We start from the raw sequence: 25,988 nt of genomic DNA, 5'->3' as shown, positions 1-25,988 counted from the left end.
CTATGCCAAATCCGAAATACAAAATCCAAAAGACCGAATTACTATCCGACAATTGGTATATTTTGAACAGGGTCACTGTTGATTATCAAAAAAAAGATGGTACATGGGACACTCAAAAAAGGGAGGTATACGACAGAGGCAACGGCGCCGCCATTTTATTGTACAACACGCACAAAGGGACTGTTGTTTTAACCCGCCAATTCCGATTGCCGACCTATATAAATGGCAATAAAACGGGCTTACTGATTGAAGTCTGTGCTGGTTTACTTGACGAAGATGATCCTGTAGCTTGTATCATTCGTGAAACCGAAGAGGAAACTGGGTATCGCCTTTCATCGGTGCGAAAAGTATTCGAATCGTATATGTCACCTGGAGCCGTAACTGAGATTTTATATTTTTTTGTTGGCGAATACGATGCAAGCATGAAAGTAAGTTCTGGTGGTGGATTAGACCAAGAACATGAAGAAATTGAGGTTATTGAAATTCCGTTTGAACAAGCGTACTTGATGATTGAAACTGGCGAAATTAAAGATGCCAAAACAATTATGCTCTTGCAATATGCCAAAATCAACCAACTGATTCCACATACTACAAGACTGGCTGATGATTACATTAATGAGTAATTTTGATTTTTTCTTTTTTATCTAAAAGCCTTTTGCTCCTGACTAGCCCCGATAGGAACGGCATCCTCCTGACTTGTGATCGAACAAGACAGGAGATATAGTGGATAGTGGGAAACCTGCCTCCCGAAAAAAATAACTGTTTCGCTCCTAAAAGATCAAATATTTTGCGCTAAAAAGTACCAAAAAAGCAAGGTAAAAAAGGAAATAGGAATCCCAAAAGCTATCATCATACTGCATAATTTTGGTTTTAATCCGTGGCTTGCGGCCAAAATACAACCCGTTATCATAGGCGCCATAGCGGATTCTAACAACGCTACTTGAATGACCTCTGAACGTTGCTGTAAGATAACGACATACAACAAAAACAGAAACGCTGGAGCGATAAGTAATTTATAAAAAAGTCCTAGTTGCAAAAAAGTCCAATGCTTGCTTTTGCTATCAAATTGTAACTGCAATCCCACCGAAAGCAGTGCCAAAGGCGTGACACCTGCGCCAATTATTTTGAGCCCTTGTTGAAAAAAAGCAGGTAATTCGTATTCGTAAGTATTCATCAAGCAAGCGATGACAAAGGTTATAAAAGGCGGAAAAAAAGCTATTTTTTTGACAATTTGTAGACCAGTTGTTTGCCCTTTGGAATACATCGTTGCGACCAATATTCCTAAAGTAGACAGTACCACAAAGGATCCTGGCTGATCGACTAAGATGGCGGTTTTCATTCCGCTCTCGCCATAGAGTGCCGTAATAATGGGGAATCCGAGAAAGGATGTATTGCTGAGACCGCTACAAATGATTAAGCAACCAGTGAGTTTTCGTGACCAGCCAAAATGTTTACCAAGAAGCGCAAACACCAACCAAGATAAGAGAAAAATAATCCAAGCGACTAGAATTGGATACAACAATTGAGCATTCCATTGGATTTTTGGAATGTAATACAAGGCCAAAGCCGGAAGACAGATTTGAATAACTATCCAGTTGAGTTTTTTCGGAGTTGTTTTTGGGATAACAGCAACGCGTTGAAGCACTATACCGAGTACCAAAAAAACAACAATAAGAATAAAATTAATCATAAGGCTTGTTATTCAAGAGCAGTCAAAAAGTTGTTCCCCAAAAATACAATTAAAATTATTTTAATATTCACGCAAACCCGTAAGTTTTATTTAATTTTACTCTCAAAACAATTTTATCTTGGCCAATACGAATCAAAAAAAATCAGCGCTTCACGAAATTCCGGGTATTTCATCACCCGAAAATGTTAGCAATGTAGCGGCTCACAGCATTCAATCGTTTCGAAAAAAAACACCTACTCCTGCTGAATTAGTTGAAGGGATTTTGGCTGGCAATATTACCGCTTTGAGCCGTGCCATTACACTAGTAGAAAGCACCAATCCCAAGCATTTGAGTCAAGCCAACGAAGTCATCAATTCGTGTTTGTCGTACGTAAAAGAATCCGTTAGAATAGGTATTACAGGAGTTCCTGGTGTTGGAAAAAGCACTTTTATTGAAGCCTTTGGAAAACACTTAACGAGTTTAGGTAGAAAAGTGGCTGTTCTCGCTGTCGACCCTAGCAGCACCATTTCGCACGGAAGTATTTTGGGCGACAAAACCCGAATGGAAGAATTGGTTAAAGATAAAAATGCTTTTATTCGACCTTCGGCATCTGGGGAAACCTTGGGCGGTGTGGCGCGAAAAACCAGAGAAACCATCACCTTGTGCGAAGCTTTTGGTTTCGACACCATTATCATTGAGACGGTAGGTGTTGGTCAGAGTGAAACCGCGGTGCATAGTATGGTCGACTTTTTTTTATTACTAAAAATTGCCGGAGCAGGTGATGAATTACAAGGCATTAAACGAGGCATTATGGAAATGGCCGATGCCATAGTCATCAACAAAGCGGATGGTGACAATATCCGAAAATCAAATTTGGCAAAAGTGGAATTCAACCGAGCCTTACATCTTTTTCCAACCAAAAAATCGGGTTGGACACCAACTACAGCCACTTGCAGTGCTATAACAAAAGAAGGAATTCCAGCTATTTGGGAAACCATTTTACACTACATAAAAAACACTCAAAGTAATCAGTATTTTTTTGAAAAAAGAGCTACACAAAACCAGTATTGGATGCTCGAAACCATCAATGAGTATTTGAAAAACAATTTTTATAATCATCCAGAAATAGTTCCGCTATTAGAAAAAAATAAAGAAGCCGTGGCTCAAAATGCCCTTTCACCATTTGCTGCTGCACAGGTTATTTTGGATACATACTTCAAAAAATAAAGGAATCCATTTTGACATGAATTCCCTTAAAAGCTATATTTGCTAAAATTATTCCTCTTCGAATCTTTCTATTTCGCGATCGTAAAACGCATTCGCTTGTTCGATTAAACCTTCCATTTCGGCGTTCAATTCGGCTTCGTCTAGATCTTCTGGCTCTTCTAAAAACTCTACCTCATCATCTTTAAGATTAATGATAAATCGAGGATAATCCATATGAATGATAAAGATATCGTCTGGAAAGTCAGTATTGTCGCCTAGTAAAAATTTTGGTAATTCCATTTTTGCTTGTTGTTTATTGTTTGTTGTCTATTGACTTTATTTTACTTCGAAGCTATTCAAAGCTTATAACTATTTTACAAATTTAATCATTCAGTCCTTAACAGTTGACCGATTAATCAAATAACCGATTAACCAAAAACTATCTATCTGAAAGAATCACAGGTGCACTTCCTTTCCCCATAAAAATAATTTTGGTATTGGGTGAAGTAGCAATATCTTTCTGTGCTTTAATTTGTTCGTACTGCAATTGTTTATCGGTCAGTCCCAAAGAAATAATGCGTTGATAATCTGCGATACCCTGAGCTTCTACCCTTTTACGTTCCGCTTCTTGCTTTTCCTTTTGCAAAACAAAGGTCATTTTTTGAGCATCTTGTTCAGCATTAATTTTACTTTCGATGGTTTTCTTTACGGATTCTGGCAAATTGATGTTTCGAATCAACAATTGCTCTAGCACCAATCCTCTAGCTTTAAAATCGGCTTCAATACTTTTGAAAATACGTTGTTGAAATTCATTTCTTTTAGTCGAATACAAGGCCACTGCATCATAATAAACAGCATTGTCACGAATACGGGTTCTAGTTACTGGACGTACAATTTTATCGGTGTAGCTTTCTCCAATTCCTTTCAAAATTTTAGGTGCTTCATTTGGGACTACACGATACAAAACCGTTAAGTCTATGACTACTTCCAAACCATCATTAGATAATACTCTAATAGCATCATCACCTTCTTGAGCCCCTTCGCTATGAACGGCTGACATGGTATAATTTTGTGTTTGCACATCAAAAACAGTAATATCCAACAGTGGGTTCACAACATGAAGCCCACTTTCTAAAACGTCGGGCTGTACACTACCGTAAAGCGATTTTACGCCCACTTTACCCGCGTCGATTTGCTTGAACATCGAAGAAAAAACTCCGATTAGTAGTAATAAAACACCAATAATTTTTAAAAGATTAGAAAATTTAGATAAAGGATTAGCGTTGTTGTTTACAGTAAAACTAACGACTAACAAAATTATTCCGAGAATAATAAATACTATCATTTTTTTTGGATTTAATTGATATGCTTATTATACGAGGAAATAAAACAGAAGTTACATTTATAAGAAAAACTTTATTCAGCTGTGTTCAAAAGAACTAGTTTTTTGGTCAATTGAGAAAATCGAATGTATAAAAATAGTGCCGCAGCCGTTAATCCCGCCAATAATCCAATCCAAATTCCTACCGCCTCTAAATCTGTATATTTTCCTAAGTAAAAGGATACTGGAAACCCAACAATCCAATAGGCTACAAAAGTAATGTACATTGGAATCTTCACATCTTGAAGCCCTCTCAAAGCTCCCAAAACCACAACCTGAATACCATCTGAAATTTGAAAAACTGCTGCAACCAACAACAATTTAGCCGTTATCATTATAATTTCATTGTTATCCGCCAATTGAGAAACATCGGCAGTATTCAAGAATAAATGTGGCAAATAATTATGAAAGACAATAAATAAAATGGCAAATAGCGATTCAATAAGGATTGCCAATAAAAAAATAGAACGTGCTACAACAATTAGTCCTTTAAAATCGCCCGCTCCCTTGGCGTGACCAACTCGAATCATTGCTGTTACATTCAATCCCATTGCTACCATAAAAGTAGAGGAAGCTAAAATTAAAGCAATTTGATTGGCCGCTTGATTATTTTTACCCAAGGTTCCTGAAAGCCAAATCGCTGCTGTAAATAAAGTAACCTCGAACATCATTTGCATCGCTGATGGCAAACCTAGATTGATGATTTTTTTTAAAATCGTTTTTTTGATTTCTTTGAACGTAAAATTTTCAAAATAGCGTTTCATTATGGCATTCTGTTTCATAATGTAATGCATAAAAATCACCATCAAAATTCTAGAAATAACTGTTCCTAAAGCTGCTCCTATGATTCCCAACTTAGGAAAAAACCAAACGCCATAAATCAAGACATAGTTAAAAAACACATGCACCACATTAGCAAAAAATATGGCATACATAGAATATTTGGTCTGCGATAATCCATCGGCAAATTGCTTGTACCCTTGATAAATGATTACAGGAATCAATGAAAAAGCAACCCAATCAATATATGGCCCTGCCAAAACAACAACCGTTTCGGGCTGATTCATAAAATACATTAGTTGCTTGGACAATACGGTCAAAACAAACAAGACAACCCCCAAAATAGTACATAACAACAAGCCGTGATGAAAAGTCGTTCGGATTTTTTTGGTGTTTTGTTCTGCATCTGCTTCTGCTATCAATGGAGTAATAGCTGTAGAAAAACCAATACCTACAGAGAGCGCCAAAAAAATAAAACTATTACCTAAAGAAACCGCTGCCAATTCAGTAGATCCCAAATTACCTACCATATAATTGTCTACAATACCAATTAAAGTATGTCCCAGCATCCCTAAAACAACGGGATAAGCCAATTTTATATTCTGCGAAAACTCTTTGGTATACTGTGACAAGTTCATTATAGTGCTTTTTAGGTCGGCAAAGGTAATCAGAAGAAATTGATTCTTTGAATAGAACTATGTTTAAAAAAATCATTTTTTAAACTTTACAATCGACCTTGAATAGAGCGCTACTAACCAAACAATTTTCTTAATTTCTCTTATCGGTAAGGGTTTTCATAAAAGCAATTAACTGCTTCTTTTCCTTATCAGAAAGCAGTAATTGATCTTCAGGTAAGGTTTGATTGGGCACTTTAAATCCAAGGCCAATTCCACCACCTTTGTTATAAAAATCAATGACTTCTTCTAAAGTTTTAAAAACACCATTATGCATATACGGAGCCGTTAACTCAATATTTCTGATGGTCGGTGTTTTAAAAGAATTTCTATGAATTTCGGCTTGGGTCAATTCATATTTTCCTAAATCGGCATCTAAATAATTATGCCTATTGGGTACTCCTAAAATTTCGCTTTCTGTTTTCATAAAATTAGGTGGGACTGTCCCGTTGGTTAAAGGAATAAAATGGCAAGTAGCGCATTTAGCTTTACCTGCAAATAAATTAAAACCTGCTTTCTCGTCTGTCGAAAATTCGACTTCGTCACGCATGTATTCATCAAACTTTGAATTGTATTGGCTCAAAGAACGAACGTAGGAAGCCAAGGCATTTTTGATTCCGAATTCGTTGATCTCATTTTTAGGAAATGCTTTTTTAAATTCGGCTACATACTTTTTATCTTTTTGCAAGGCTTTCACTGATTTTTCAAGGGAACCGTGCATTTCTATTTCGTTTGTAATGACAGCCACAGCTTGATCTTCGAGGTAACTTACTTTGGAATCATAGAAGAAAGCACGTTGGAAAGCGATGTTCATCAAAGTGGGTGTGTTTCGCTTTACTTTAGTTTTGCCGTCTAAGGAAATCGTTTGTTCTAAACCATCTGTAAAAGCAAGATCAGAATGGTGACAAGAAGCACAAGAACGCGTATTATTGCCCGACAAAATAGGGTCATTGAATAACTTTTTTCCTAAGGCAATTTTTTCTGGAGTGGTTTTATAATCAGGAAAACCATTAAAGGCTTCTATATCAAAAGCGTCTTTGTCAAAAAGGGTTTGAGCTGTGGTTTTTAAGCCTCTAGTTTCTTCTGGAAACGGAATAGAAGCGTTTTTTTGAAATGCAAAAAGTTGCTTGCTCAATGGGTTTGCTACGGTTTTAATAAAATAAGCACGATCAAAAGAAGCAAAATCAATATGTGTATCTAAATACTTTTTACCCTTGCTTAGCGTGGCTATTATAGCTTTATAATTTTTTGAGTTATTATTCTCATAAAGTGAGACTACCTTTTCGATGCTTTCCAATACTACTTTGGCCTCAGGAAGCGAATGCAAAGCCAGTGGAGAATCAAAACCTGTGATACCAAGGCTTATCATTCTAAAAATTTCTAAACGCAAAGCATCAAAAATAAAAGAATCAGTTAAAGTAGTTTGCTCCGAAACTTTTTGCAAGCGATTCAAATTAGATCTCAATACTCCTAATTCCACTTCTAAATCAGATTTGGTCAATGTGTCGTATTTTGGAAATAGGAATTCTTCTACCACTTGAAATCCTTCAGGAGGAACCGTTATCCCATCATTTTCTTCAAACTCAGGAATCGCAGGGCCATTAATAGACTTAGACACTGCGGGATAATAATACTCACTCATCCATTCCATTTTTTTATAACTATTTCTAGCCTTTAAAAATTGGTTTTGAATCGTTGAAAGCTTAGCATCTGAAGCTACTAAAGCTTTTAATTGATCGACCTCTTGAATTAATTCAGTTACATTCTTAGCGAAATTTAAAGCAATGATGTCATGATTAGATTCTTTTTTTCCACAAGAGAAAAAAGAGCATAATAACAATAAGAAAAAATATTTTTTCATAAAAAACTAAGGTGTTGATTTGAGAGTATTGCCCCCTATTTACATTGTTCTGTCCTTTTTAGTAGTACTCCCAAAAGATGATTCGATAAAAAACTAAAACCACGATTGCAAGTTTGCAATCGTGGTCAAGTACATCGAAAGCATGTATTATCTAGCTAAACCTTTAATTACAAGTATTTGGCTCGCTTGATTTTCGGTAGGACGTTTTGTTCCTCCATCTACTCCTTTGTATTTATCAGCTCTCCATGTATGTGGTTGTACCGACAATAAAAAAGTATCCGCAACGCCAACTTGTTCAGAAACATCAATCATTGCACCATATTCCCAGCTACCAAATTTTGAAGCACCACCCACATTATAAGTAGCTGCATCTGTTGCTGTACGACGGTGATCTAATTCAAAAACTACTTTTAGTTGTTTGGTTGCTATATTGTATTGATAGATATAAGCATCGTGTGTTTCATCTCCATAACCATTAGAATCTTCTTGAACATATACATAATTAGTAGTCACACAAATGTTATCAGGATTTTGAAACTTACCTGCCACACCGTTACGATCATCACCATCTAAAATAACTTCTAAGTTTCCTTTCAAAGGATCTTTTTCGTCTAAATTTAGTTTGTACACACGACCATATTTCGTTCTAGAAGCATCTGCGTTTGCTCCTGTAGTGTTTTGTCCGGTTACATTAAAATAGATTTCTCTTGTTCCTTCAACACTTCCTTTTTTGTAATCTAAGTCTTCTACTCTTCCAAATTTCAACGCTTTCAATGTATTTACTGAAGCATTGATGGCAGTACCCGTCAAACTTTTATGATTTTCAATTTTAACAAATGAAACAGGATATTTTTGATTTACAGCAATATCTTTTTCTCTTTGATTCTCATCATTTCGTTTCATCATGTACAAAGAACCGTTTTGTAAATCTCCTACTTTGTCCGCTACGTACATAAACACTTGTCCTCCATAAGTATCAGAATCGTCATCACCTAATAAAATAACTGTTTTACCAGGATACGCTTTAGCATTTAAAGGCACCGCATTTTCAGCATTTAATCTTCCTAACGCTTCTAAACCTCTGTTTTTAGAAGCTTCTGCTATGCTTGCAAAAGGATCCAAACCATGCGTAAGAGATTCCTCTCCTGACTCTCCTGAAGTTAAAAATATAGGTCCAAAACCATGCTCTGCTGGGGTAGCCATTGTAGCACTACACAATCTCCAAAATCCACCATCTGAGTTCAATAAATACTCCCCTTTAACTGGTTTAAAAGTTTTATCAAGAGTAACTCTCGAAACTGCAAAATTGTCTTCATGATTCACTAAAAAAGTAAAAGTCCCATCGGCATTTTTTAATAAACCTGTTCCATCTGCTGAACCTCCGAAAACAAATTTTGAACTTTCTGGCAATACATCATCAGAAGATATTAATGAAAATAATTCAATGCTTTCAAATCCTGACATTTTCTTCATTAAAGAAGGAGTAACCGATTGATTTTTTAAAACAACAGCCGTTGTTTCTTTTGGTTCATTAGTATCATTCTCACAAGAAACAAGGGAGATAACACACAATAATGGTAAAATTAGTTTTTTCATTGTTTTTGTTTTTTTATACAGACAAAATAAGAGCATGAATTTAAACACACTGTCACTATAGGATTAAGAAACAGCTATCAATACGTAAGATTTTAAATTATAATTTAATCTAAAATTTACAAAGTAACAATAAGTACATATTGGGTTTAAATTGAATTAACAATAAGAAGCCAAACCATAACTAGCTTTCTCAAAAAAGAATAAAAAGAAACCTCTAAAGTCCGCTTGAACGGAAAGATTCTGCCAACAAATCACTACTTTAGTTGATTTTTAATTCATCTTGATTCCCCACTTTATTGGAATATTGATACAAATTTTATACTATAATGGAAAAATTCACACTCGAACTTTTATTTCAAATCATAGGAATTGGTTCTGCTTCTGGTCTTATTTACAAATCGCCTTCCTTATATGTTATTGGTGACAACAGCGGCTATTTATACGAATACAATATGGAAGCCAAAGACTTACAGCAACACGCTATCATTGAAAACGCCAGCGTAAATATTGCCAAAAAAGATAAACCCGATTTTGAAGCCATAACGAGTTTTGATGACAAGTTGTATGTTTTTGGTTCCGGTTCTACTCCGAAACGCAACAAAATGGTAGAAATTAATACAACCGAAAAAGAGATTAAAACCAACGATTTGACGGATTTGTATGGCGTGATGCAAAGCTTTGGTCAAATTAAAGCCGATGATTTTAATCTGGAAGGGGCCATTTATACTGGAAAAGAATGGATGCTTTTTAATCGGGGGAACGGGAAAAAGAGCAAAAATGTGATTTTTACGATTTTTGGCAAGAACTTGATTAATGAATTCAATATGATTAGCAACGAATATAAGTTGCCTAAAATTAATGGCGTGCGTAGCAGTTTTACCGATGCCGTTTTGATTGATGCTAAAATTTATTTTTTGGCTACCGCCGAAGATACACAATCGACGTATAATGATGGAGAAGTAAAGGGCAGCTTGATTGGTGTAATAGATGTAGCAACAATGAAACTAGAATTTACACAAAAAATAAGCGATACCCATAAATTTGAAGGCCTTTCCCTCTATCAAAATTCGGACAAAACAGTAGCGTTTTTGTTATGCGAAGACAAAGACTCGGAGGTGTTGGAAACGAATATTTATAAATTAGTACTTGACAAGAGTACCCTTTAAGTAACAAATTTGATTGCTTCCAAAAAAAACACTATGTAGGCTCATAGCCCCGATGGAAGTGGCATCCTTTTTTATAGCTGACAGGTTTTTGGACCTGACAGTTATAAAAAAGATATAACGTACAGCGGGAATCCTGCTAACCAGAAAGCCTAGTGTTGGCGCTCCTTCATTCATTTTTAAAACTAGAATTCCTGATGATTGTAGTAAAAAAAGAATGTTTTTTTGATAGGCTTCCCAACCTTTTTGATTTTTAATCGCTCTTTAGTAATAAAGACATCAATTGTGATAAACGAAACCCTACTCTCTAACTGCAAAAAAATGCACCGTGATGCTCAGCGACAGGTGTATGAGTATATGGCGCCTAAGCTGTATCGCACTTGCAAGCGCTATCTTAAAAAGGAGGAAGATATTGAAGAAGTTTTGGCCGACGCTTTTTATACTATTTTCACCAAAATAGACAAATTGAAAGAGGTGCTGGCTTTTGAGGCTTGGTGCCGAAAAATAACGGTGAATCACTGTTTAGCAGCAATTAAAAAAAGTACCAATTTTAATATGTATTTGGATGATGTGAAATTGCTTTCGCAACCTTTTACTGAAGAAATCACAGCGCTTGAAGAAGCCGATTTATTGGAACTTTTGAATCATATTCCAGAGGGTTGCAAAACTATTTTCACTCTTTTTGTGATAGAAGGCTATGGACACAAAGAGATTGCGAGTTTGTTGCAAATCTCTGAGGGCACCTCAAAATCACAATTGAATGCCGCCAAAAGTAAACTAAAAGAACTGGTGAACAACCTCTATTATCAAAAAGCAAAATAGGTATGGACTATCAAGATAAATTATTCGAACAAATAAAAGAAGCTGAGCGAAATGCTGAAAACCAAGATTTCCCTGGAATGGAAAAAGTATGGTCGCGCTTAGAAGAAAAACTAGACAAAAAGGAAGATAAAAAAACTATCGCTTTGTGGCAAAAAATCGCTGTAGCAGCATCGCTTTTATTGGTGCTTTCGATTGGATTTCAGTTTTTGAATTCGCCTAGACCGAAAAGTATTCAAGAAGCTCCAGAGGTGGTTACTACAACCACAAAGAACAATCCATCGGCTATTGAAACTAACGAAAATACAACCAATACTACTCCTATCATCGTACCAAAAGCTGAAGCTGAAGGAATCATCAACAGCATTATAGCGCAAGAAGTTGCCGTTCATAACGCGCAATCGAAAGACACGATAATGAGTAGTGGGACAAATGTTATTAGTATTCCTGAAATCGCTACAGCAATTGCAAGTTCGGAAGTAGCGGATGAAAAGGATTCAGACTCGAATGCAATAGAGCAAAAACTAGCGGCTCCAGCTTCAGTAGCCAAAGAGAAAGCCAGTTACAAAATGGCTTTTGCTGAAAAAAGTCAAGAGCGTGCTAAAAAAAGCAGTCCATTGGTCGTGATTGACAACACAGCGCTTTCGGACAGTAATGCCTCAAAAAGAGAACGCATTATGCAAGAAGAACTTTCTAATTTTAAACCCGAGAACTTAGAGTCGGTGATAGTTTTAGATAATCCACTTTATATCATTGATGGCAATTACTTTTCGGAGGATGATTTGTTTGGTCCACAGCCTAAGAGTCCTTACGCGCCTCTCAATCATCAAGACATTAAGACCATTGTCATTCTTAAAGACACCGATGCCGTTTCAAAATATGGCGAAAAAGGCAAAAAAGGAGTCGTAATTATCACTACAAAAACAGGAAAACCCGCAGTCCAAAAATAGGAATCCCCTAACACTAATCTTAAAAAAACACGATTATGAAAAACGTAAAACTTATTTCATTAGGCCTTGCTATGCTTATATGTTTCGTAACAAAAGCACAAGAAAAAACGATTACTGGAACCGTTTCTGACGCCTCTGGCCAGCTACCTGGCGTGAGCATTATCAACAAAAACTCAAGAGCAAATGCTAGTACAAATTTTGATGGCAAGTATACCATTCAAGCGCAAAAAGGAGATCAATTGGTGTTTAGCTACATTGGTTATAAACCACAAACTAAAAAAGTGGGTGAACAAAACATCATTAATGTAAAATTAGTGGCAGACCAAATGTCCCTAAGTGAAGTAGTCGTAGTAGGCTATGGCAGATCTGAAGAATATGAATCGGATAATACTTTCTATGAAAAAAAGAAAACCTCGACCGCTGCTCCTGTTCAAGCGCTGCAAGGTCGTGTCGCAGGAGTGACCATTTCATCTAGCACTAACGCCATTGCCAACGCTCCGCAAAACATCGTCATTAGAGGTACTAACAGTATTTCATCTAAAAATGAACCGCTGTATATCATCGACGGTGTGCCTGTAAAATCGAATGCACTAGCTAAAATCAACCCTAACAATATTCAGGATGTAAAAGTACTCAAAGACAGTGCTGCCACTTCGCTATATGGATCAAAAGCTGCAAATGGTGTTTTGATTATCACCTCAAAAAATGAAATTTATAAAAACTTAAGCGAGAAAGAAATAAACAAAAGACTAAAACAACTCGATCCTTATCAACCCGAACCTATCGATGACGAAGACTATGAAAGTTTTGTAGAAAATGCATTTGAAAGCCCTAAAACAGCGCCACTTTCTACTTTTTCAATTGATGTTGACAATGCCTCTTATACCAATGTAAGACGTATGATTAACAACGGACAAAAAGTACCTAAAGATGCGGTTCGCGTAGAGGAAATGGTTAATTTTTTCAAATACAATTATACACAACCTAATAACCAACATCCGTTTGCTATTCAAACCGAATTGAGTCACAGTCCGTGGAATACCGATACTAAAATTTTGAAAATTGGATTGCAAGGAAAAAACATTCCGACCCTTGATTTGCCAGCCTCCAATTTGGTTTTCTTGATTGATGTTTCAGGTTCTATGAGTGATCCGAATAAGTTACCCTTACTCAAACAATCTATGAAAATTTTGGTAAATGAGTTGAGAGCCAAAGACAAAGTATCGATTGTAGTGTATGCTGGAGCCGCTGGTCTAGTATTACCTCCAACCTCTGGAGATGAAAAAGAAACCATAAATACTGCATTAGAAAAACTTAATGCAGGAGGAAGTACCGCAGGTGGCGAAGGCATTACGCTTGCCTATAAAATTGCAGCAGAAAACTTCATAAAAGGAGGCAACAACAGGGTAATTTTGGCTACTGATGGAGACTTTAATGTGGGAAGTTCTTCTAATACTGATATGGAAAACCTCATCGAAGAAAAAAGAAAATCTGGTGTATTCTTAACTTGTTTAGGCTACGGAATGGGAAATTACAAAGACAGTAAAATGGAGATATTGGCTAATAAAGGTAACGGCAATTATGCCTACATTGATACCATTCAAGAAGCGAATCGTTTTTTAGGTAAAGAATTTAAAGGGTCAATGTTTGCAATTGCTAAAGATGTAAAAATTCAAATAGAATTCAATCCCAACCAAGTGAAAGCCTACCGATTGATTGGGTATGAAAACCGAAAACTAAGACCTGAAGATTTTAAAAATGATGCCATTGATGCGGGAGAATTGGGCAGTAATCATTCAGTGACGGCTTTGTATGAAATTATACCAGCGGGCAGCAAAAGTAAATTTTATACAGAAGCGGATGAACTAAAATACACCACCACTACTCCAACAGAAAATAAATATACTAACGAGTTAGCCACCATAAAATTCCGTTACAAAAAACCAGATGGTGACCAAAGTATCGAAATGGTTCAAACCATTGAAAACAAAAGTACGTTGTTGGAAAACGCCAGCGATGATTTTAAATTTAGTAATGCCGTAGCTTGGTTCGGTTTAAAATTGAGAGATTCAAAACTGATTGCGAATTCTTCTTCAAAAGACATTATTGCTTTGGCAAAACAAGGCATGTCAAACGACTCTGAAGGATACAAAGCCGAATTCATCCGCTTGGTAGAGGCTGCAAATTAAGGTTTACTATTTAGTTTCTTTCTTTAAAGTTAAAAACCTAAATACGTGTTAAACTTAAATTAAGAAATACCAAAAAGCATCATTTTAGGAAGCAAAACCCTTATTTTTGTGAGACTAAAATGCTGCTTTTTTTGTATTATAAAACTCAGATATGATAAATTTAAAAAATAAAAATGCACTAATTACAGGTGCTGGAAAAGGAATAGGAAAAGCAGTAGCGATTGCATTAGCCAAAGAGGGTGTAAATATCGTTTTGATTGCTAGAACCCAAGCGGATATTGATGAAGTTGCTCAAGAAATAAACACTTATGGTGTAAAAACCTTGGCATTAACAGCAGATGTGGCTGATATAAATTCAGTTAATTTAGCCATAGAGAAAGCAATAGCCTCATTTCAAACTATTGATATCCTGATTAACAATGCTGGAATTGCAGCTTTTGGAAAGTTCTTAGAGTTAGAACCCTCAGAATGGGAACGCATCATTCAGGTAAATTTGATGGGAGTTTATTACGTGACACGTGCAATTTTACCAAACATGATAGAGAGACAAACGGGTGATATCATCAACATTTCATCAACTGCGGGCTTAAATGGAAATGCCTTGACGAGTGCGTATAGCGCTTCCAAATTTGCACTTTTGGGTTTAACTGATTCGTTGATGCAAGAAATGCGTAAACACAATATTAGAGTTACCGCATTAACGCCTAGTACTGTAGCTACTGATATGGCCAAGGAGTTAAACCTTACTGATGGTAATCCTGAGAAAGTCATGCAAGCAGAAGACATAGCTGAGTTGTTAATTGCTCAACTTAAACTAAACCGTCGTGTTTTTATTAAAAACAGTAGTATTTGGTCCACCAATCCTTAATTTATTTACTATGAAAAAGTATTTAGGACAATTAATTTCAATAGAATTTGATGACTTAAAAGAAATCTTCTCTGGTTTTCTTATCGATTATTCCGAAGAATGGATTTTATTACGTAAGAATCCCGTTGATTTCATTTTGGATGGATATATACTGCTTAAACATAAAAAGGTAAAGACTATACACAGGGATGAAGACCATGAATTTACCGAAAAAATAATTCGATTAAAAGGAGAAAAAACAACTACTGACACCATCATTCCAATCCAAAATCTGGCTACAATCGTTAGCTTTTTGGATGAAAATTATAGTGTTTTTCAGTTTTCTAAAAAGTCGACACGTATTGCTTATTTGGGTAAACTAATCTCGTTGAGCAAAGACGAACTGATTATTGATTTCCTAGATACACGAGGGGAATATGGTGGAGATTTGAGTGTTAAGCCTGAAAAGATAAGAACTATTGAATTTGATACTGACTATATTAAAGCCATTCAATTGGTAATTCCAGACGATGAAAATTAGACTTACAAACAAAAAGCCCTTGCAAATAAGGGCTTTTATGCTATAGACAATATTATATTGTAGTCAATGTGTTGATAAATTCCATACGAACACTTCCGTCTTCGTCCATTCGGGTCAATTGAACCTCGTGTAAAGTATTGACTAATGCAGGATCCCAAGGGGTTTTCACTTTTACATAATTTTCGGTAAAACCGTGAATATATCCTTCTTTATTTTCACCCTCAAACAAAACTGTTCTTTGGGTTCCTAATTGACTTTCGTAAAACGCACGACGTTTCTTTACCGATAAACCACGTAACATTTTGCTTCGTTTGGCTCGAACATTATTAGGAATCACGCCTTCCATCACAGCCGCCTCAGTGTTATCACGTTCTGAATAGGTAAAAACGTGTAAATAAGAAATATCCAAATCATTCAAAAAATGATAGGTTTCAAGGAAATGCTCGTCGGTTTCTCCGGGAAATCCAACAATTACATCCACACCAATACAAGCGTGTGGCATTACTTGACGTATATTGGCTACTCTATCGGTATATACTTCACGTTGGTAACGACGTTTCATTTTACCCAAAATTTCATTACTCCCAGATTGTAAAGGAATATGAAAGTGTGGTACAAATGTTCGGCTTTTGGAAACAAAATCAATCGTTTCGTTTTTCAACAAATTGGGCTCGATAGAGGAAATACGTAGGCGTTCAATTCCATCCACTTCATCAAGCGCTTTTACCAAATCAAGGAAGGTATGCTCGTGTTTTTTATTCCCAAATTCTCCTTTTCCGTAATCGCCAATATTCACACCTGTAAGCACTATTTCTTTAATCCCTTGTTTCGAAATTTCGGCAGCATTTTTTAATACATTTTCCAAAGCATCACTTCTAGAAATTCCTCTAGCTAGTGGAATCGTGCAATAGGTACATTTGTAATCACAACCATCTTGCACTTTCAAAAAAGCTCTTGTTCTATCACCAATAGAATAACTGCCAACATAAAAATCGGCTTCGGCGATTTCGCAAGAATGCACTTGACCAAAATCATTTTTGGATAAATCGTTAATGTAATCTGATAATTTGAATTTTTCGGTGGCGCCCAGAACCAAATCTACACCATCAACATCGGCGAGTTCTTCTGGCTTTAATTGCGCATAACAACCCACAGCGGCCACAAAGGCTTTGTCATTCAGTTTCATCGCTTTGCGTACGACTTGTTTGAATTGTTTGTCTGCATTTTCCGTAACTGAGCATGTATTGATAACATACATATCGGCTACTTCTTCAAAATCCACTCTTTCAAAGCCTTCTCCTTGAAGATTTCTCGCTATGGTTGAAGTTTCTGAAAAGTTCAATTTACAACCCAGTGTATAGAAGGCAACTCGTTTTTTATTTTCCATAAGATAGCTCAATTAATGAAATCGTTGTCAAAAAATTGAGGATGCAAAATTACAAACAAAAATCAGGATATCGCAATCAATACTTTAGAATAATTTCAAAATAAGTATTTTTTTTTCGACATAAAAAGTCATTACTTACTATAAATCAATGCTTTATATTTTAAAAAACACACAACCATCATAAATCCAGATAAAATACTATATTTCCTACCTCAAATTTTGAAGATGCCGATTTAAATCCTATATTGCACTGCGATTAACACAGAAACATAATTCATTTAAAATCAACAAATTAAAGAATGGGAAAGCCGAAAACCAGCTAGAGTAGGCAAAAAAAATATTAATATTAACATGAAAGCATTTTTCCCCACAATCTACTTCATGCTATTAGCTATTTTGGGCTGCTACAGCCAGAATAACACTAGCAAAACAAACACTTTTCCTACAATTGCCACCCTAACCAATTGGGCCAATTACAACTCACAACAAAAATTTGATTTAGAAATTAGAGCTTTAGGATTTAAATTCGAAGTAAAAGAAGCCGAAACTAGCTCAATTGCCTACACTTACATTCGTAAAGTGGTGATTGACGGAGTAAACTACACCGACAGAATTGTCTATAGAATTACCAACGACAATAGTGCAAGCATTATTACTTTGGTTACAGCTTCTACAGATTTGGTTACTTTATATAACCCACAACTTACTGCCTTCAAGAATGTAAAATGTGAAACCCCAATGGCAAAAGACAAAAATACCTCTTGCAATTGTTATGAAAATAAAACACATGCCATTGATCTTTGTGATGAACGTGTAAAATTAACTATGGGTGACGGGAACAAATATTTTGTTTCAGTAGCCAAAATTTAATCATTACTTATAAAAATAAAAACGGGAAAGTAACATTGATACTTTCCCGTTTTTTGTAACTTAAAAAAGTTAACTCAATATATATCGTTCAATAACTTCAGCCACGCCATGATTGTTATTTGAGGCCACAACAACATCGCCAAAGCCTCTCAATTCTGGAGTAACATTATCCACCCATACACCTAATCCAGCATATTGAATCATTGTCAAATCATTTCCTGCATTTCCTACTGCAATAATTTCGCTTTGGTCAATGTCTAATTTTTTAGCCAAAAATTGAATACTTGCCGCTTTATCGATGCCATTAGGAGCTACTTCCAAAAAGAAAGGTTTCGACATCGACACACTCAAATCAGGCATTGCTTGTTTCAAATCGCTTTCTACAGTTTTCAAATAAGCAGGATCTTCAAGTAAAATACATTTTACCGCATTGGAAGTAACGGCAGCCTTAAAATCAGGAACCAATTTATGAGGCATACCCGTAATGCTTCGCTCTATTTCAATAAATTCAGAGTGCGTTTCGCTTACAATAGTATCATTAATATACGTAATGATATGCGTTTTCATTTTCAAACTATAATCATGTAACTCATGAATTTGTTCTTTGGTTAGTGATTGCTCAAAAATTACCGCATCGTTTTTTAAATCACTAACTACAGCACCATTAAACGAAATCATGTAATTGTTTTGCAAATCATTCGCAAAATGCGTCATGGCCGGCGTTGGTCTACCTGATGCCAAAACCACTTCGACTCCTTTTGCTTGTGCCATAGCAATCATGGCTCTATTTTCTTTAGAAATGGTATGATCATCTGTCAGCAGTGTGTCATCCATATCTAAAACTAACATTTTATATTTCATAACTTATGGAAACAATTTAAATACTCATTCTAAAATCCTCGATAACTGGATTCGCCTTCGCAAAATCTGTTTCTTGAATAAAAATTTCAATAGCCAAATCAGAACCACCAAATCCACCCAAACGAGCCGATTGAATATTGTCTTTTTTTACGGTTTCGATTCCCGCTGTTTCTAATTTTTCTTGTAAGGCTAGTGCTAATATTTCACTGCCTGAAAACACTTTCATTAATCCCATGGTCTTTATTGTTTGTTGTTGGTGGTTTGTGGTTATTGGCGTGTTGTTGAACTAAACCACAAAAGTTTATCTTAAAATCTGCCTTCTAACTTTCTTGCTCTTCGTCCTCTTCTTCGTAAAAATCAAATTCAAAAGGCTCAATTAGCATTTTTTCTGCCAACAAATCTATTCGCTCCGTAATTTGTTCCGCAAAAATGATACGCTGTGTTTTGGTAATACTATTGGAAATACGCATAATTTTGGTTTCGTGACGTAATTTCAAAATTGGATCCGTGTCATCAATAATGAACATCTTTAAACGATTGACATTGTAACCGGCAGAGGAAAACATTTCATTCAATCGATTAGGCGTACCAATCAAAACATCGATACCTGTAGATATATAATTTTTATCATAATCCATATCACCTTTGTCGTGTACACCGTATACTTCTAACTTGGTATACTGATTGTATTTATCAAAAAGCTCCTCCATTGCTAACACCTTAGCTTTGTCCTCTACTACGATAAGTGCTCTTGGGGATTCTTCATTAGAACCTGCCAAACGCTGAATTACATTGATTACAATAGTCGTTGTTTTTCCGCTTGCTTTTGGTGCAATAATCAAACAATCTGCTCCACTTTTAAGCGTAGAAAAAGTTTCTTGTTGCATAGCATTGGCTTCTACCAAACCGTTTTCTATCAATGCGTTTTGAAGATTCTCGTTTATCTTTTTTAATTTCATTTGTCGTTATTAAAAAATTGAATGATTGAAAGATTTATTAATCTCTTTATGTATCAATCATTAAATCATTACATTTATTTTGATGCAAACAATTGTACATCCGTTTCCGAAATTTCGCTACCACCCAGAATAATCAGACGTTCCACTACATTGCGTAACTCTCGTATGTTTCCAGTCCAATCGTATTCTTGTAACAAACTAATCGCTTGATCCGAAAACTTCTTAACCGCATTGCCTTGTTCTGAAGCAATTTTCTCCGCAAAATGTGTAACCAACATCGGAATATCGGTGCGACGTTCATTCAAAGCAGGAACTTTGATTAAAATAACCGCCAAACGGTGGTACAAATCTTCTCTAAAACGACCTTCGGCAATTTCTTGTTTCAAGTCTTTGTTGGTTGCAGCAACTACACGAACATCGACTTTAATGTCTTTATCTGCTCCCACTCTCGTAATCATACTTTCTTGCAACGCACGCAACACTTTGGCTTGAGCCGAAAGACTCATATCACCAATTTCATCTAAGAAAATAGTGCCTTTATCCGCTGCTTCAAACTTGCCTGCTCGGTCTTTTACAGCCGAGGTGAAGGCGCCTTTTACATGTCCAAACAACTCACTTTCTATCAATTCTGATGGAATAGCCGCACAGTTCACTTCGATTAAAGGAAAACTTGCGCGTTCGCTTTTTTCGTGCAATTGATGGGCTACCAATTCTTTTCCAGTTCCGTTAGGTCCTGTGATTAATACCCTAGCTTCGGTAGGAGCCACTTTATCAATCATCATTTTGATATGATTAATGGCTTCGCTCTCGCCAATCATTTCGTAGTTTTTGCTGACTTTTTTCTTTAGAATTTTATTCTCAACTACTAATTTTTTGCGGTCCAAGGCATTGCGAACGGTATTCAACAATCGGTTCAAATCTGGCGGTTTCGAGATGTAATCAAAAGCTCCCAAACGCATCGTATTGATGGCAGTTTCCATATCGCCGTGCCCCGAAATCATCACCATTGGAATCTCAGGTTTGATTTTTTTGACAGCTTCTAATACTTCAACCCCATCCAATTTTGGCATTTTAATATCGCAAAGCACCAAATCATAATCGGTATTTTTTATTTTCTCTAAACCTACAGCGCCGTCTTCAGCTTCGTCTACTTGATAGGTATCATTCTCTTCTGAAAGAATTTTGACCAAAACCCTACGAATCGCCGCTTCGTCTTCTATAATTAATATTTTACTCATTTTTTTAAAGTTGCTTAGACACTGAGTCGCTAATATTCTAAGTTGAATAAAAAGTCTTAGCGACTCTTCAACTTAGCCTCTCAGCCTCTTCATTTAATATTTCAACCACTTATACAATTCTTTCCAACTTGGTTTTTTGCCGTACATCAAAATACCCACGCGATAAATTTTGGAAGCAAACCAAACTACCAACAAAAACGTTCCGAATAAAAGTACCATCGAAAGCAAAATTTGCCACAAAGGTACGCCAAAAGGAATGCGCATTAGCATCACGATTGGCGATGTCAAAGGCACAATCGAGAAAATGGTAGCTACCGTGCCGTGAGGGTCATTGATTACGGTAAAAAATCCGATGTAAACGCCCAAAATCAAAGGCATAATAATCGGCAACAAAAACTGTTGTGAATCGGTTTCGTTGTCAACCGCCGCACCAATTGCGGCATAAAATGAACTGTACAAAAAGTAGCCTCCAATGAAATAAATCACAAAACAAGTGAGTAAAGTCCCAATTGGAAGGTTCCATAATTCGGCTATATACAATTGGGCCGTACTAGCTATTTCGTGTTGCGCTGCTTGCATTACTTCGGGTGGAACTTTAGAAGTAGGTCCTAAATTGACACCGAAAAACAACGAAGCACCCAAAAACAATCCTAAACCTATAATCGCCCAAATTAAAAACTGAAGAATACCTGCCAATGAAGTCCCAATGATTTTACCCATCATCAACTGAAAAGGTTTTACCGAGGAAATGATGATTTCGATGATACGATTGGTTTTTTCTTCGATTACGCTTCGCATCACCATATTGCCATAAATCACGATAAACATCATAATCAAATACCCAAAGGCACCGCCAATGGCAATTTTAATTTCATTCAATCCTTTCAAACTTTCCTCACCCGAGGCTTTACTCAAACTGATGTTGATATTGGACTGTGCTTTATGTATCGCCACAGTATCCAATTTTGCGGATTGAAAATTAAGTTGGGTAATTTTTTTATCCAAAATATCCTGAACTTCCTCAATAAAAGTGATACTTGGACTATCATTGGAAATGAATTGAATCTTCTTATCCAAATCGGCAATAGATGCCGTTTTAGGAATTTGCAACACGCCTTCAAAACGCTCTTGCGTGATGCTGTCTTTAAGGGCTTTCACGTCCAAAATCGACAAATCCAAATACTGGTATTCGCTATCTTTTTTATTTTTAGCCATAAAATCTGCAACAAACAAACCCGTTTCGTCGTGAACCGCAATTTGCTTGGTATCGGCTTTCATAGACGCCAAATAGCTTACAAAAACAGCAATTCCAACAAATAATAACGGACTCAAAAAAGTCATTACGATAAACGATTTGTTGCGCACCTTGGCTATAAATTCTCTTTTTATGATAAGGGATAATTTGCTCATTATTTTTATAGAATTTACTCGGTTACAGTTTTAATAAAGATATCGTTCACACTTGGAATTTTTTCCACAAAATGGGTCACTTGACCACGTTGCGTAAGGACTTGCAACAACTCATTTGGTGTCCCAGTACCTAGCTGAATTTCTAATTTCAATTCTTGATTCAATGATTTGAAATTGGCTGGACCCACGGTAAACTTTTGCGTCAAATCATACATTAAGCCTTCGATATTATCTGTCAAAATGCCGACTTCAAAACTATTGGAGCGGTATTGACGCTTTACTTCTTCCAATTTGCCCTCAATGAGTTTATTCGATTTATGAATCAAAGCGATATGGTCACACAATTCCTCTACACTTTCCATTCTATGGGTCGAGAAAATAATGGTAGTGCCTTTTTCTTTTAATCCTAAAATCTCATCTTTAATAATATTGGCATTCACAGGGTCAAAACCTGAAAACGGCTCATCAAAAATCAACAATTTGGGTTGGTGCAACACACATACCACAAACTGAATTTTTTGTGCCATTCCTTTGGACAACTCCTCGATTTTCTTGTTCCACCAGCCTTTGATGTCTAATTTCTCAAACCAATAGTCCAACTGAATTTTAGCTTCTTTTTTAGAAAGCCCTTTCAGTTGCGCCAAATACAAACACTGCTCGCCCACTTTCATCGATTTGTACAAACCTCTCTCTTCGGGTAGATAGCCGATTTGCTGAATGTGATGGGGTTGTAATTTTTCGCCATCCAAAAGCACTTCACCACTATCGGGCAACGTAATCTGATTGATGATACGAATTAAAGAGGTTTTTCCGGCACCATTAGGTCCTAATAAACCATAAATACTGCCTTTGGGTATCGAAAGCGAAACGGAATTAAGCGCAACATAATCGCCATATTGCTTTACTACATTTTTTACCTCGAGAATACTACTCATAGCTTGATTTTTAGAATTGCAAAAATAGGTAATTAGTAGTCAACAATCCCCAATTGTTACAGAAAATGCGGCTTTTTACAGCAATAAAACCAAACGAACTTCAACTCTAAACTTGAAGTAATTTCCTGTTTTTTGGGAGCAGCACGAGTCGATATTTCAATCACGAGTCGTCCCGCTTTCCGCTACAATCTTATGCCCCGAACACCGGGGCATAAGGATTTCCACTACAATCGGGGCTAAAAAAGTACGTTTTACTATTTTAAATATCTTTTTAATGCCAACAGATTTGAACCGCAAATTCGCAAATTATCACAACTGTAAACACTTTCAAAATTTACGAATCTGCGGTAATCAAAAAATACACTTTAAAAAAAATAATTTGCGAATTTGCGGTACTACAATTTTCAAAAACTAAACAGCAAAAAAAAATCCCTATGCTAAAAAAACATAGGGATTAGTATAAAATAAAATTAAAAAATTAAGAAAACATATCTTTAACTTTCTCAAAGAATGATTTGTCTGATTTTTCAGGATGCGGCGTGAAATTATCGTCGTTCAACGCGTTTTCAAAGAATTGTTTTTGTTCTTTGGTCAATGTTTTTGGTGTCCAAACATTCACATGAACTAATAAATCGCCACTTCCGTAACCATTGATACTTGGAATTCCTTTTCCTTTCAAACGCAATATTTTTCCAGATTGAATGCCTTCTTCTAATTTGATACGCACTTTGCCATTCACCGCTTCGATATCTTTAGAAATACCCAAAACCGCTTCCGCAAAACTGATATACAAATCGAAATGCAAATTCTCACCTTCACGTTTCAAGAACTCGTGCTCTAACTCTTCAATAGCTACAATCAAATCGCCAGGAATACTATTCCCAGGAGCATCATTTCCTTTTCCAGAAACTTTCAATTGCATCCCATCTACTACACCAGCTGGAATTTTAATCGAAACCGTTTCGTCCTCTAAAATCATTCCTTGCGCATCAGCATTGTTTGGTTTTTTATCCAAAATTTGTCCAGATCCACCACATGACGGACACGTAGATGCTGATTGCATACGTCCCAAAATAGTGTTAGTAACACGCATTACTTGCCCTTGTCCGTTACAAGTAGTACACGTTTTATAAGTAACACCAGGTGCTTGTACCTTACGTTTTACTTTTACTTTTTTCTCAACACCATTAGCAATTTCTTCCAATGTCAATTTGACTTTAATTCGCATATTGCTTCCTTTGGCACGACGAGGACCTCCGCCTCCGCCTCCGAAACCACCAAAGCCACCTCCGAAAATATCTCCAAATTGACTAAAAATGTCATCCATATTCATACCGCCATGACCACCGCCAAATCCACCAGCACCTTCAAAAGCTTGGTGACCATATTGATCATATTTCGCTTTCTTTTGTGGATCGCTCAACACTTCATAGGCTTCGGCAGCCAATTTGAATTGTTCTTCGGCTGCAGGATTGTCAGGGTTCTTGTCAGGATGGAACTCTAATGCTTTTTTTCGATACGCTTTTTTGATTTCAGCCTCCGAAGCACTTTTAGATATCCCTAATATTTCGTAAAAATCTTTTTTCATTTTATATGATGCTATTACAGGTAGCTACAAACGTGCTACTTTGAATTCTGATTATTGTCCAATTACCACTTTTGGGAAACGAATAATTTTATCGCCTAATTTGTATCCTTTCTCTAATACATCTACAATTTTACCTTTTAAGTCGTCTGATGGTGCAGGAATTTGAGTTATCGCTTCAGCAAAATCAGCATCAAAAGCATCTCCAGCTTTCACATCAACAACCTCTAATCCTTTGGTCACCAAAGTTCCTTTTAGCTTTTCGTGAATCAATTCCACACCTTTTGCTAATAATTCATCCTCAGATTTGTTGATTTCAACCATAGCACGATCAAAATCATCCAAAACAGGTAACAAAGCCAATAAAACTTCTTGACTCGCTGTTTTGAATAACTCAATACGCTCTTTTGTTGTACGTCTTTTGTAGTTTTCAAATTCAGCGAATAAGCGCAAGAATTTATCTTTTTCTTTGGCTAAATCTTGTGCTAGTTGTTCTTCAACACTTAATTCTTCAATGATTAGTTGCTCTCCATTCGCATTATTCTCTAACGTTGTATCATCTATTTCTTGATCGAACTCTGTATTTTCAGTAGTCATATTGCTTTTATTTTTAAAAAAATTTTTAAACATCCTTTTTGATTCTCTTCATTCTTTCTCAAAAGTATTGCCAAAACTGGCAAAATGTCAAATTGTCATACGTATTACTGCTTCGTGCTTCGTTCAAAATAATTATATCTTTTATCCATTTTTACGAACTTCATAAAAATTTAATATAATTTTAAGACTATCACGAAATAGTTTACCTAAATTTGTAAATCTATTATTTCAATATAATATATATACAGAGAATTATATCCGTTTTTAGTTAATTATTAATTCAGCATTGTTTATAATAAAAAAAGCTTCGTTTATCAAAACGAAGCTTTTTTTTTATGCCAATTGTCCCGTCCTGAAATAGCGATACACAAAAACAATCGTTATGGAAGAATACACGAATTATGTAAAGCGCACCCAGCGAGATTACAGCATGTCCTTAAAACTTCAAATCGTTAGAGAAGTTGAGCAA

At 36.0% G+C, this 25,988-nt stretch carries 24 protein-coding genes; 9 read left to right on the top strand and 15 right to left on the bottom strand.

Going from position 1 to position 25,988, the window contains the following annotated elements:
- Nucleotides 1-2 precede the first annotated feature (2 nt).
- Nucleotides 3-623: a GDP-mannose pyrophosphatase NudK gene (gene nudK / locus WFZ86_RS13270; protein WP_315171653.1), complete on the top strand. Its 621-nt coding sequence runs from the start codon at nt 3-5 to the stop codon at nt 621-623.
- A gap of 155 nt (nt 624-778) precedes the next feature.
- Here the strand turns inward: nudK and WFZ86_RS13265 are convergent, their stop codons facing one another.
- Entirely contained in the window at nt 779-1,690 is a 912-nt protein-coding gene (locus WFZ86_RS13265) for an AEC family transporter (RefSeq protein ID WP_342692370.1), read from the bottom strand.
- A 118-nt stretch (nt 1,691-1,808) separates the two neighbouring features.
- Between WFZ86_RS13265 and meaB the strand changes: the two genes are divergently transcribed.
- Nucleotides 1,809-2,897 carry a methylmalonyl Co-A mutase-associated GTPase MeaB gene (gene meaB / locus WFZ86_RS13260; protein WP_342692369.1) on the top strand — a complete coding sequence of 363 codons (1,089 nt, stop codon included), beginning with the start codon at nt 1,809-1,811 and terminating at the stop codon, nt 2,895-2,897.
- A gap of 48 nt (nt 2,898-2,945) precedes the next feature.
- Here meaB and WFZ86_RS13255 read toward each other — a convergent pair whose 3' ends face one another.
- The 5 genes from WFZ86_RS13255 to WFZ86_RS13235 all read right to left on the bottom strand — a co-directional run bounded on the left by WFZ86_RS13255 (nt 2,946) and on the right by WFZ86_RS13235 (nt 9,168).
- Nucleotides 2,946-3,176 (bottom strand): hypothetical protein, encoded by a 231-nt coding sequence (locus WFZ86_RS13255; RefSeq protein WP_342692368.1) that lies wholly within the window; start codon nt 3,174-3,176, stop codon nt 2,946-2,948.
- Nucleotides 3,177-3,315: 139 nt separating this feature from the next.
- Entirely contained in the window at nt 3,316-4,221 is a 906-nt protein-coding gene (locus tag WFZ86_RS13250) for a prohibitin family protein (protein ID WP_342692367.1), read from the bottom strand.
- A gap of 71 nt (nt 4,222-4,292) precedes the next feature.
- The gene (locus WFZ86_RS13245) at nt 4,293-5,675 is read right to left on the bottom strand and encodes an MATE family efflux transporter (protein ID WP_342692366.1); all 1,383 of its coding nucleotides are present in this window, start codon (nt 5,673-5,675) and stop codon (nt 4,293-4,295) included.
- A 130-nt stretch (nt 5,676-5,805) separates the two neighbouring features.
- Entirely contained in the window at nt 5,806-7,572 is a 1,767-nt protein-coding gene (locus WFZ86_RS13240) for a cytochrome-c peroxidase (RefSeq protein ID WP_342692365.1), read from the bottom strand.
- A gap of 147 nt (nt 7,573-7,719) precedes the next feature.
- Nucleotides 7,720-9,168, bottom strand: a complete 1,449-nt coding sequence (locus WFZ86_RS13235; RefSeq protein ID WP_342692364.1) for a PhoX family protein — start codon at nt 9,166-9,168, stop codon at nt 7,720-7,722.
- Between the two features lie 326 nt (nt 9,169-9,494).
- Here WFZ86_RS13235 and WFZ86_RS13230 point away from each other — a divergent pair, with 326 nt between their 5' ends.
- The 6 genes from WFZ86_RS13230 (at nt 9,495) to WFZ86_RS13205 (ending at nt 15,677) form a co-directional block, all read left to right on the top strand.
- Complete coding sequence (locus tag WFZ86_RS13230) at nt 9,495-10,334, top strand: DUF6929 family protein (RefSeq protein ID WP_342692363.1); 840 nt, start codon at nt 9,495-9,497, stop codon at nt 10,332-10,334.
- 318 nt (nt 10,335-10,652) lie between these two features.
- On the top strand, nt 10,653-11,153 hold the full coding sequence (locus WFZ86_RS13225; RefSeq protein WP_342692462.1) for an RNA polymerase sigma factor: 501 nt from the start codon (nt 10,653-10,655) through the stop codon (nt 11,151-11,153).
- Between the two features lie 2 nt (nt 11,154-11,155).
- Nucleotides 11,156-12,100 (top strand): hypothetical protein, encoded by a 945-nt coding sequence (locus WFZ86_RS13220; RefSeq protein WP_342692362.1) that lies wholly within the window; start codon nt 11,156-11,158, stop codon nt 12,098-12,100.
- 35 nt (nt 12,101-12,135) lie between these two features.
- The gene (locus tag WFZ86_RS13215; RefSeq protein WP_342692361.1) at nt 12,136-14,289 is read left to right on the top strand and encodes a vWA domain-containing protein; all 2,154 of its coding nucleotides are present in this window, start codon (nt 12,136-12,138) and stop codon (nt 14,287-14,289) included.
- Nucleotides 14,290-14,440: 151 nt separating this feature from the next.
- Nucleotides 14,441-15,157, top strand: a complete 717-nt coding sequence (locus WFZ86_RS13210) for a 3-ketoacyl-ACP reductase (RefSeq protein WP_342692360.1) — start codon at nt 14,441-14,443, stop codon at nt 15,155-15,157.
- 10 nt (nt 15,158-15,167) lie between these two features.
- The gene (locus WFZ86_RS13205) at nt 15,168-15,677 is read left to right on the top strand and encodes a hypothetical protein (protein ID WP_342692359.1); all 510 of its coding nucleotides are present in this window, start codon (nt 15,168-15,170) and stop codon (nt 15,675-15,677) included.
- A 52-nt stretch (nt 15,678-15,729) separates the two neighbouring features.
- Here the strand turns inward: WFZ86_RS13205 and mtaB are convergent, their stop codons facing one another.
- Nucleotides 15,730-17,064, bottom strand: a complete 1,335-nt coding sequence (gene mtaB / locus WFZ86_RS13200) for a tRNA (N(6)-L-threonylcarbamoyladenosine(37)-C(2))-methylthiotransferase MtaB (RefSeq protein ID WP_342692358.1) — start codon at nt 17,062-17,064, stop codon at nt 15,730-15,732.
- Nucleotides 17,065-17,415: 351 nt separating this feature from the next.
- Here mtaB and WFZ86_RS13195 point away from each other — a divergent pair, with 351 nt between their 5' ends.
- Entirely contained in the window at nt 17,416-17,934 is a 519-nt protein-coding gene (locus tag WFZ86_RS13195) for a hypothetical protein (RefSeq protein WP_342692357.1), read from the top strand.
- A gap of 69 nt (nt 17,935-18,003) precedes the next feature.
- Here the strand turns inward: WFZ86_RS13195 and WFZ86_RS13190 are convergent, their stop codons facing one another.
- The 8 genes from WFZ86_RS13190 to WFZ86_RS13155 all read right to left on the bottom strand — a co-directional run bounded on the left by WFZ86_RS13190 (nt 18,004) and on the right by WFZ86_RS13155 (nt 25,552).
- Nucleotides 18,004-18,795: a Cof-type HAD-IIB family hydrolase gene (locus WFZ86_RS13190; RefSeq protein WP_342692356.1), complete on the bottom strand. Its 792-nt coding sequence runs from the start codon at nt 18,793-18,795 to the stop codon at nt 18,004-18,006.
- Nucleotides 18,796-18,811: 16 nt separating this feature from the next.
- Entirely contained in the window at nt 18,812-19,030 is a 219-nt protein-coding gene (locus tag WFZ86_RS13185) for a putative signal transducing protein (RefSeq protein WP_024981189.1), read from the bottom strand.
- Between the two features lie 85 nt (nt 19,031-19,115).
- Entirely contained in the window at nt 19,116-19,754 is a 639-nt protein-coding gene (locus WFZ86_RS13180; RefSeq protein ID WP_342692355.1) for a DEAD/DEAH box helicase, read from the bottom strand.
- 74 nt (nt 19,755-19,828) lie between these two features.
- Nucleotides 19,829-20,992 (bottom strand): sigma-54-dependent transcriptional regulator, encoded by a 1,164-nt coding sequence (locus tag WFZ86_RS13175; protein ID WP_342692354.1) that lies wholly within the window; start codon nt 20,990-20,992, stop codon nt 19,829-19,831.
- A 93-nt stretch (nt 20,993-21,085) separates the two neighbouring features.
- A complete protein-coding gene (locus WFZ86_RS13170) occupies nt 21,086-22,402 on the bottom strand; it encodes an ABC transporter permease (RefSeq protein WP_342692353.1) in 1,317 nt (438 codons plus the stop codon).
- Between the two features lie 14 nt (nt 22,403-22,416).
- On the bottom strand, nt 22,417-23,337 hold the full coding sequence (locus WFZ86_RS13165; protein WP_342692352.1) for an ABC transporter ATP-binding protein: 921 nt from the start codon (nt 23,335-23,337) through the stop codon (nt 22,417-22,419).
- 478 nt (nt 23,338-23,815) lie between these two features.
- Nucleotides 23,816-24,925: a molecular chaperone DnaJ gene (gene dnaJ, locus WFZ86_RS13160; RefSeq protein ID WP_342692351.1), complete on the bottom strand. Its 1,110-nt coding sequence runs from the start codon at nt 24,923-24,925 to the stop codon at nt 23,816-23,818.
- A gap of 51 nt (nt 24,926-24,976) precedes the next feature.
- Nucleotides 24,977-25,552, bottom strand: a complete 576-nt coding sequence (locus WFZ86_RS13155; RefSeq protein ID WP_342692350.1) for a nucleotide exchange factor GrpE — start codon at nt 25,550-25,552, stop codon at nt 24,977-24,979.
- Nucleotides 25,553-25,988 lie beyond the last annotated feature (436 nt).

The organism is Flavobacterium polysaccharolyticum (assembly GCF_038739875.1).
GTDB classification, from domain to species: Bacteria; Bacteroidota; Bacteroidia; order Flavobacteriales; family Flavobacteriaceae; genus Flavobacterium; species Flavobacterium polysaccharolyticum.
The sequence above is the reverse complement of the archived record's forward strand: the minus strand, read 5'-3'. Positions and strand labels throughout refer to the sequence as shown.

Coding starts and splice junctions, on each gene's coding strand:
- nudK (WP_315171653.1), top strand. CDS start 3: ATGCCAAATCCGAAATACAAAATCCAAAAGACCGAATTACTATCCGAC.
- WFZ86_RS13265 (WP_342692370.1), bottom strand. CDS start 1,690: ATGATTAATTTTATTCTTATTGTTGTTTTTTTGGTACTCGGTATAGTG.
- WFZ86_RS13255 (WP_342692368.1), bottom strand. CDS start 3,176: ATGGAATTACCAAAATTTTTACTAGGCGACAATACTGACTTTCCAGAC.
- WFZ86_RS13250 (WP_342692367.1), bottom strand. CDS start 4,221: ATGATAGTATTTATTATTCTCGGAATAATTTTGTTAGTCGTTAGTTTT.
- WFZ86_RS13245 (WP_342692366.1), bottom strand. CDS start 5,675: ATGAACTTGTCACAGTATACCAAAGAGTTTTCGCAGAATATAAAATTG.
- WFZ86_RS13240 (WP_342692365.1), bottom strand. CDS start 7,572: ATGAAAAAATATTTTTTCTTATTGTTATTATGCTCTTTTTTCTCTTGT.
- WFZ86_RS13235 (WP_342692364.1), bottom strand. CDS start 9,168: ATGAAAAAACTAATTTTACCATTATTGTGTGTTATCTCCCTTGTTTCT.
- WFZ86_RS13230 (WP_342692363.1), top strand. CDS start 9,495: ATGGAAAAATTCACACTCGAACTTTTATTTCAAATCATAGGAATTGGT.
- WFZ86_RS13225 (WP_342692462.1), top strand. CDS start 10,653: ATGCACCGTGATGCTCAGCGACAGGTGTATGAGTATATGGCGCCTAAG.
- WFZ86_RS13220 (WP_342692362.1), top strand. CDS start 11,156: ATGGACTATCAAGATAAATTATTCGAACAAATAAAAGAAGCTGAGCGA.
- WFZ86_RS13215 (WP_342692361.1), top strand. CDS start 12,136: ATGAAAAACGTAAAACTTATTTCATTAGGCCTTGCTATGCTTATATGT.
- WFZ86_RS13210 (WP_342692360.1), top strand. CDS start 14,441: ATGATAAATTTAAAAAATAAAAATGCACTAATTACAGGTGCTGGAAAA.
- WFZ86_RS13205 (WP_342692359.1), top strand. CDS start 15,168: ATGAAAAAGTATTTAGGACAATTAATTTCAATAGAATTTGATGACTTA.
- mtaB (WP_342692358.1), bottom strand. CDS start 17,064: ATGGAAAATAAAAAACGAGTTGCCTTCTATACACTGGGTTGTAAATTG.
- WFZ86_RS13195 (WP_342692357.1), top strand. CDS start 17,416: ATGAAAGCATTTTTCCCCACAATCTACTTCATGCTATTAGCTATTTTG.
- WFZ86_RS13190 (WP_342692356.1), bottom strand. CDS start 18,795: ATGAAATATAAAATGTTAGTTTTAGATATGGATGACACACTGCTGACA.
- WFZ86_RS13185 (WP_024981189.1), bottom strand. CDS start 19,030: ATGGGATTAATGAAAGTGTTTTCAGGCAGTGAAATATTAGCACTAGCC.
- WFZ86_RS13180 (WP_342692355.1), bottom strand. CDS start 19,754: ATGAAATTAAAAAAGATAAACGAGAATCTTCAAAACGCATTGATAGAA.
- WFZ86_RS13175 (WP_342692354.1), bottom strand. CDS start 20,992: ATGAGTAAAATATTAATTATAGAAGACGAAGCGGCGATTCGTAGGGTT.
- WFZ86_RS13170 (WP_342692353.1), bottom strand. CDS start 22,402: ATGAGCAAATTATCCCTTATCATAAAAAGAGAATTTATAGCCAAGGTG.
- WFZ86_RS13165 (WP_342692352.1), bottom strand. CDS start 23,337: ATGAGTAGTATTCTCGAGGTAAAAAATGTAGTAAAGCAATATGGCGAT.
- dnaJ (WP_342692351.1), bottom strand. CDS start 24,925: ATGAAAAAAGATTTTTACGAAATATTAGGGATATCTAAAAGTGCTTCG.
- WFZ86_RS13155 (WP_342692350.1), bottom strand. CDS start 25,552: ATGTTTAAAAATTTTTTTAAAAATAAAAGCAATATGACTACTGAAAAT.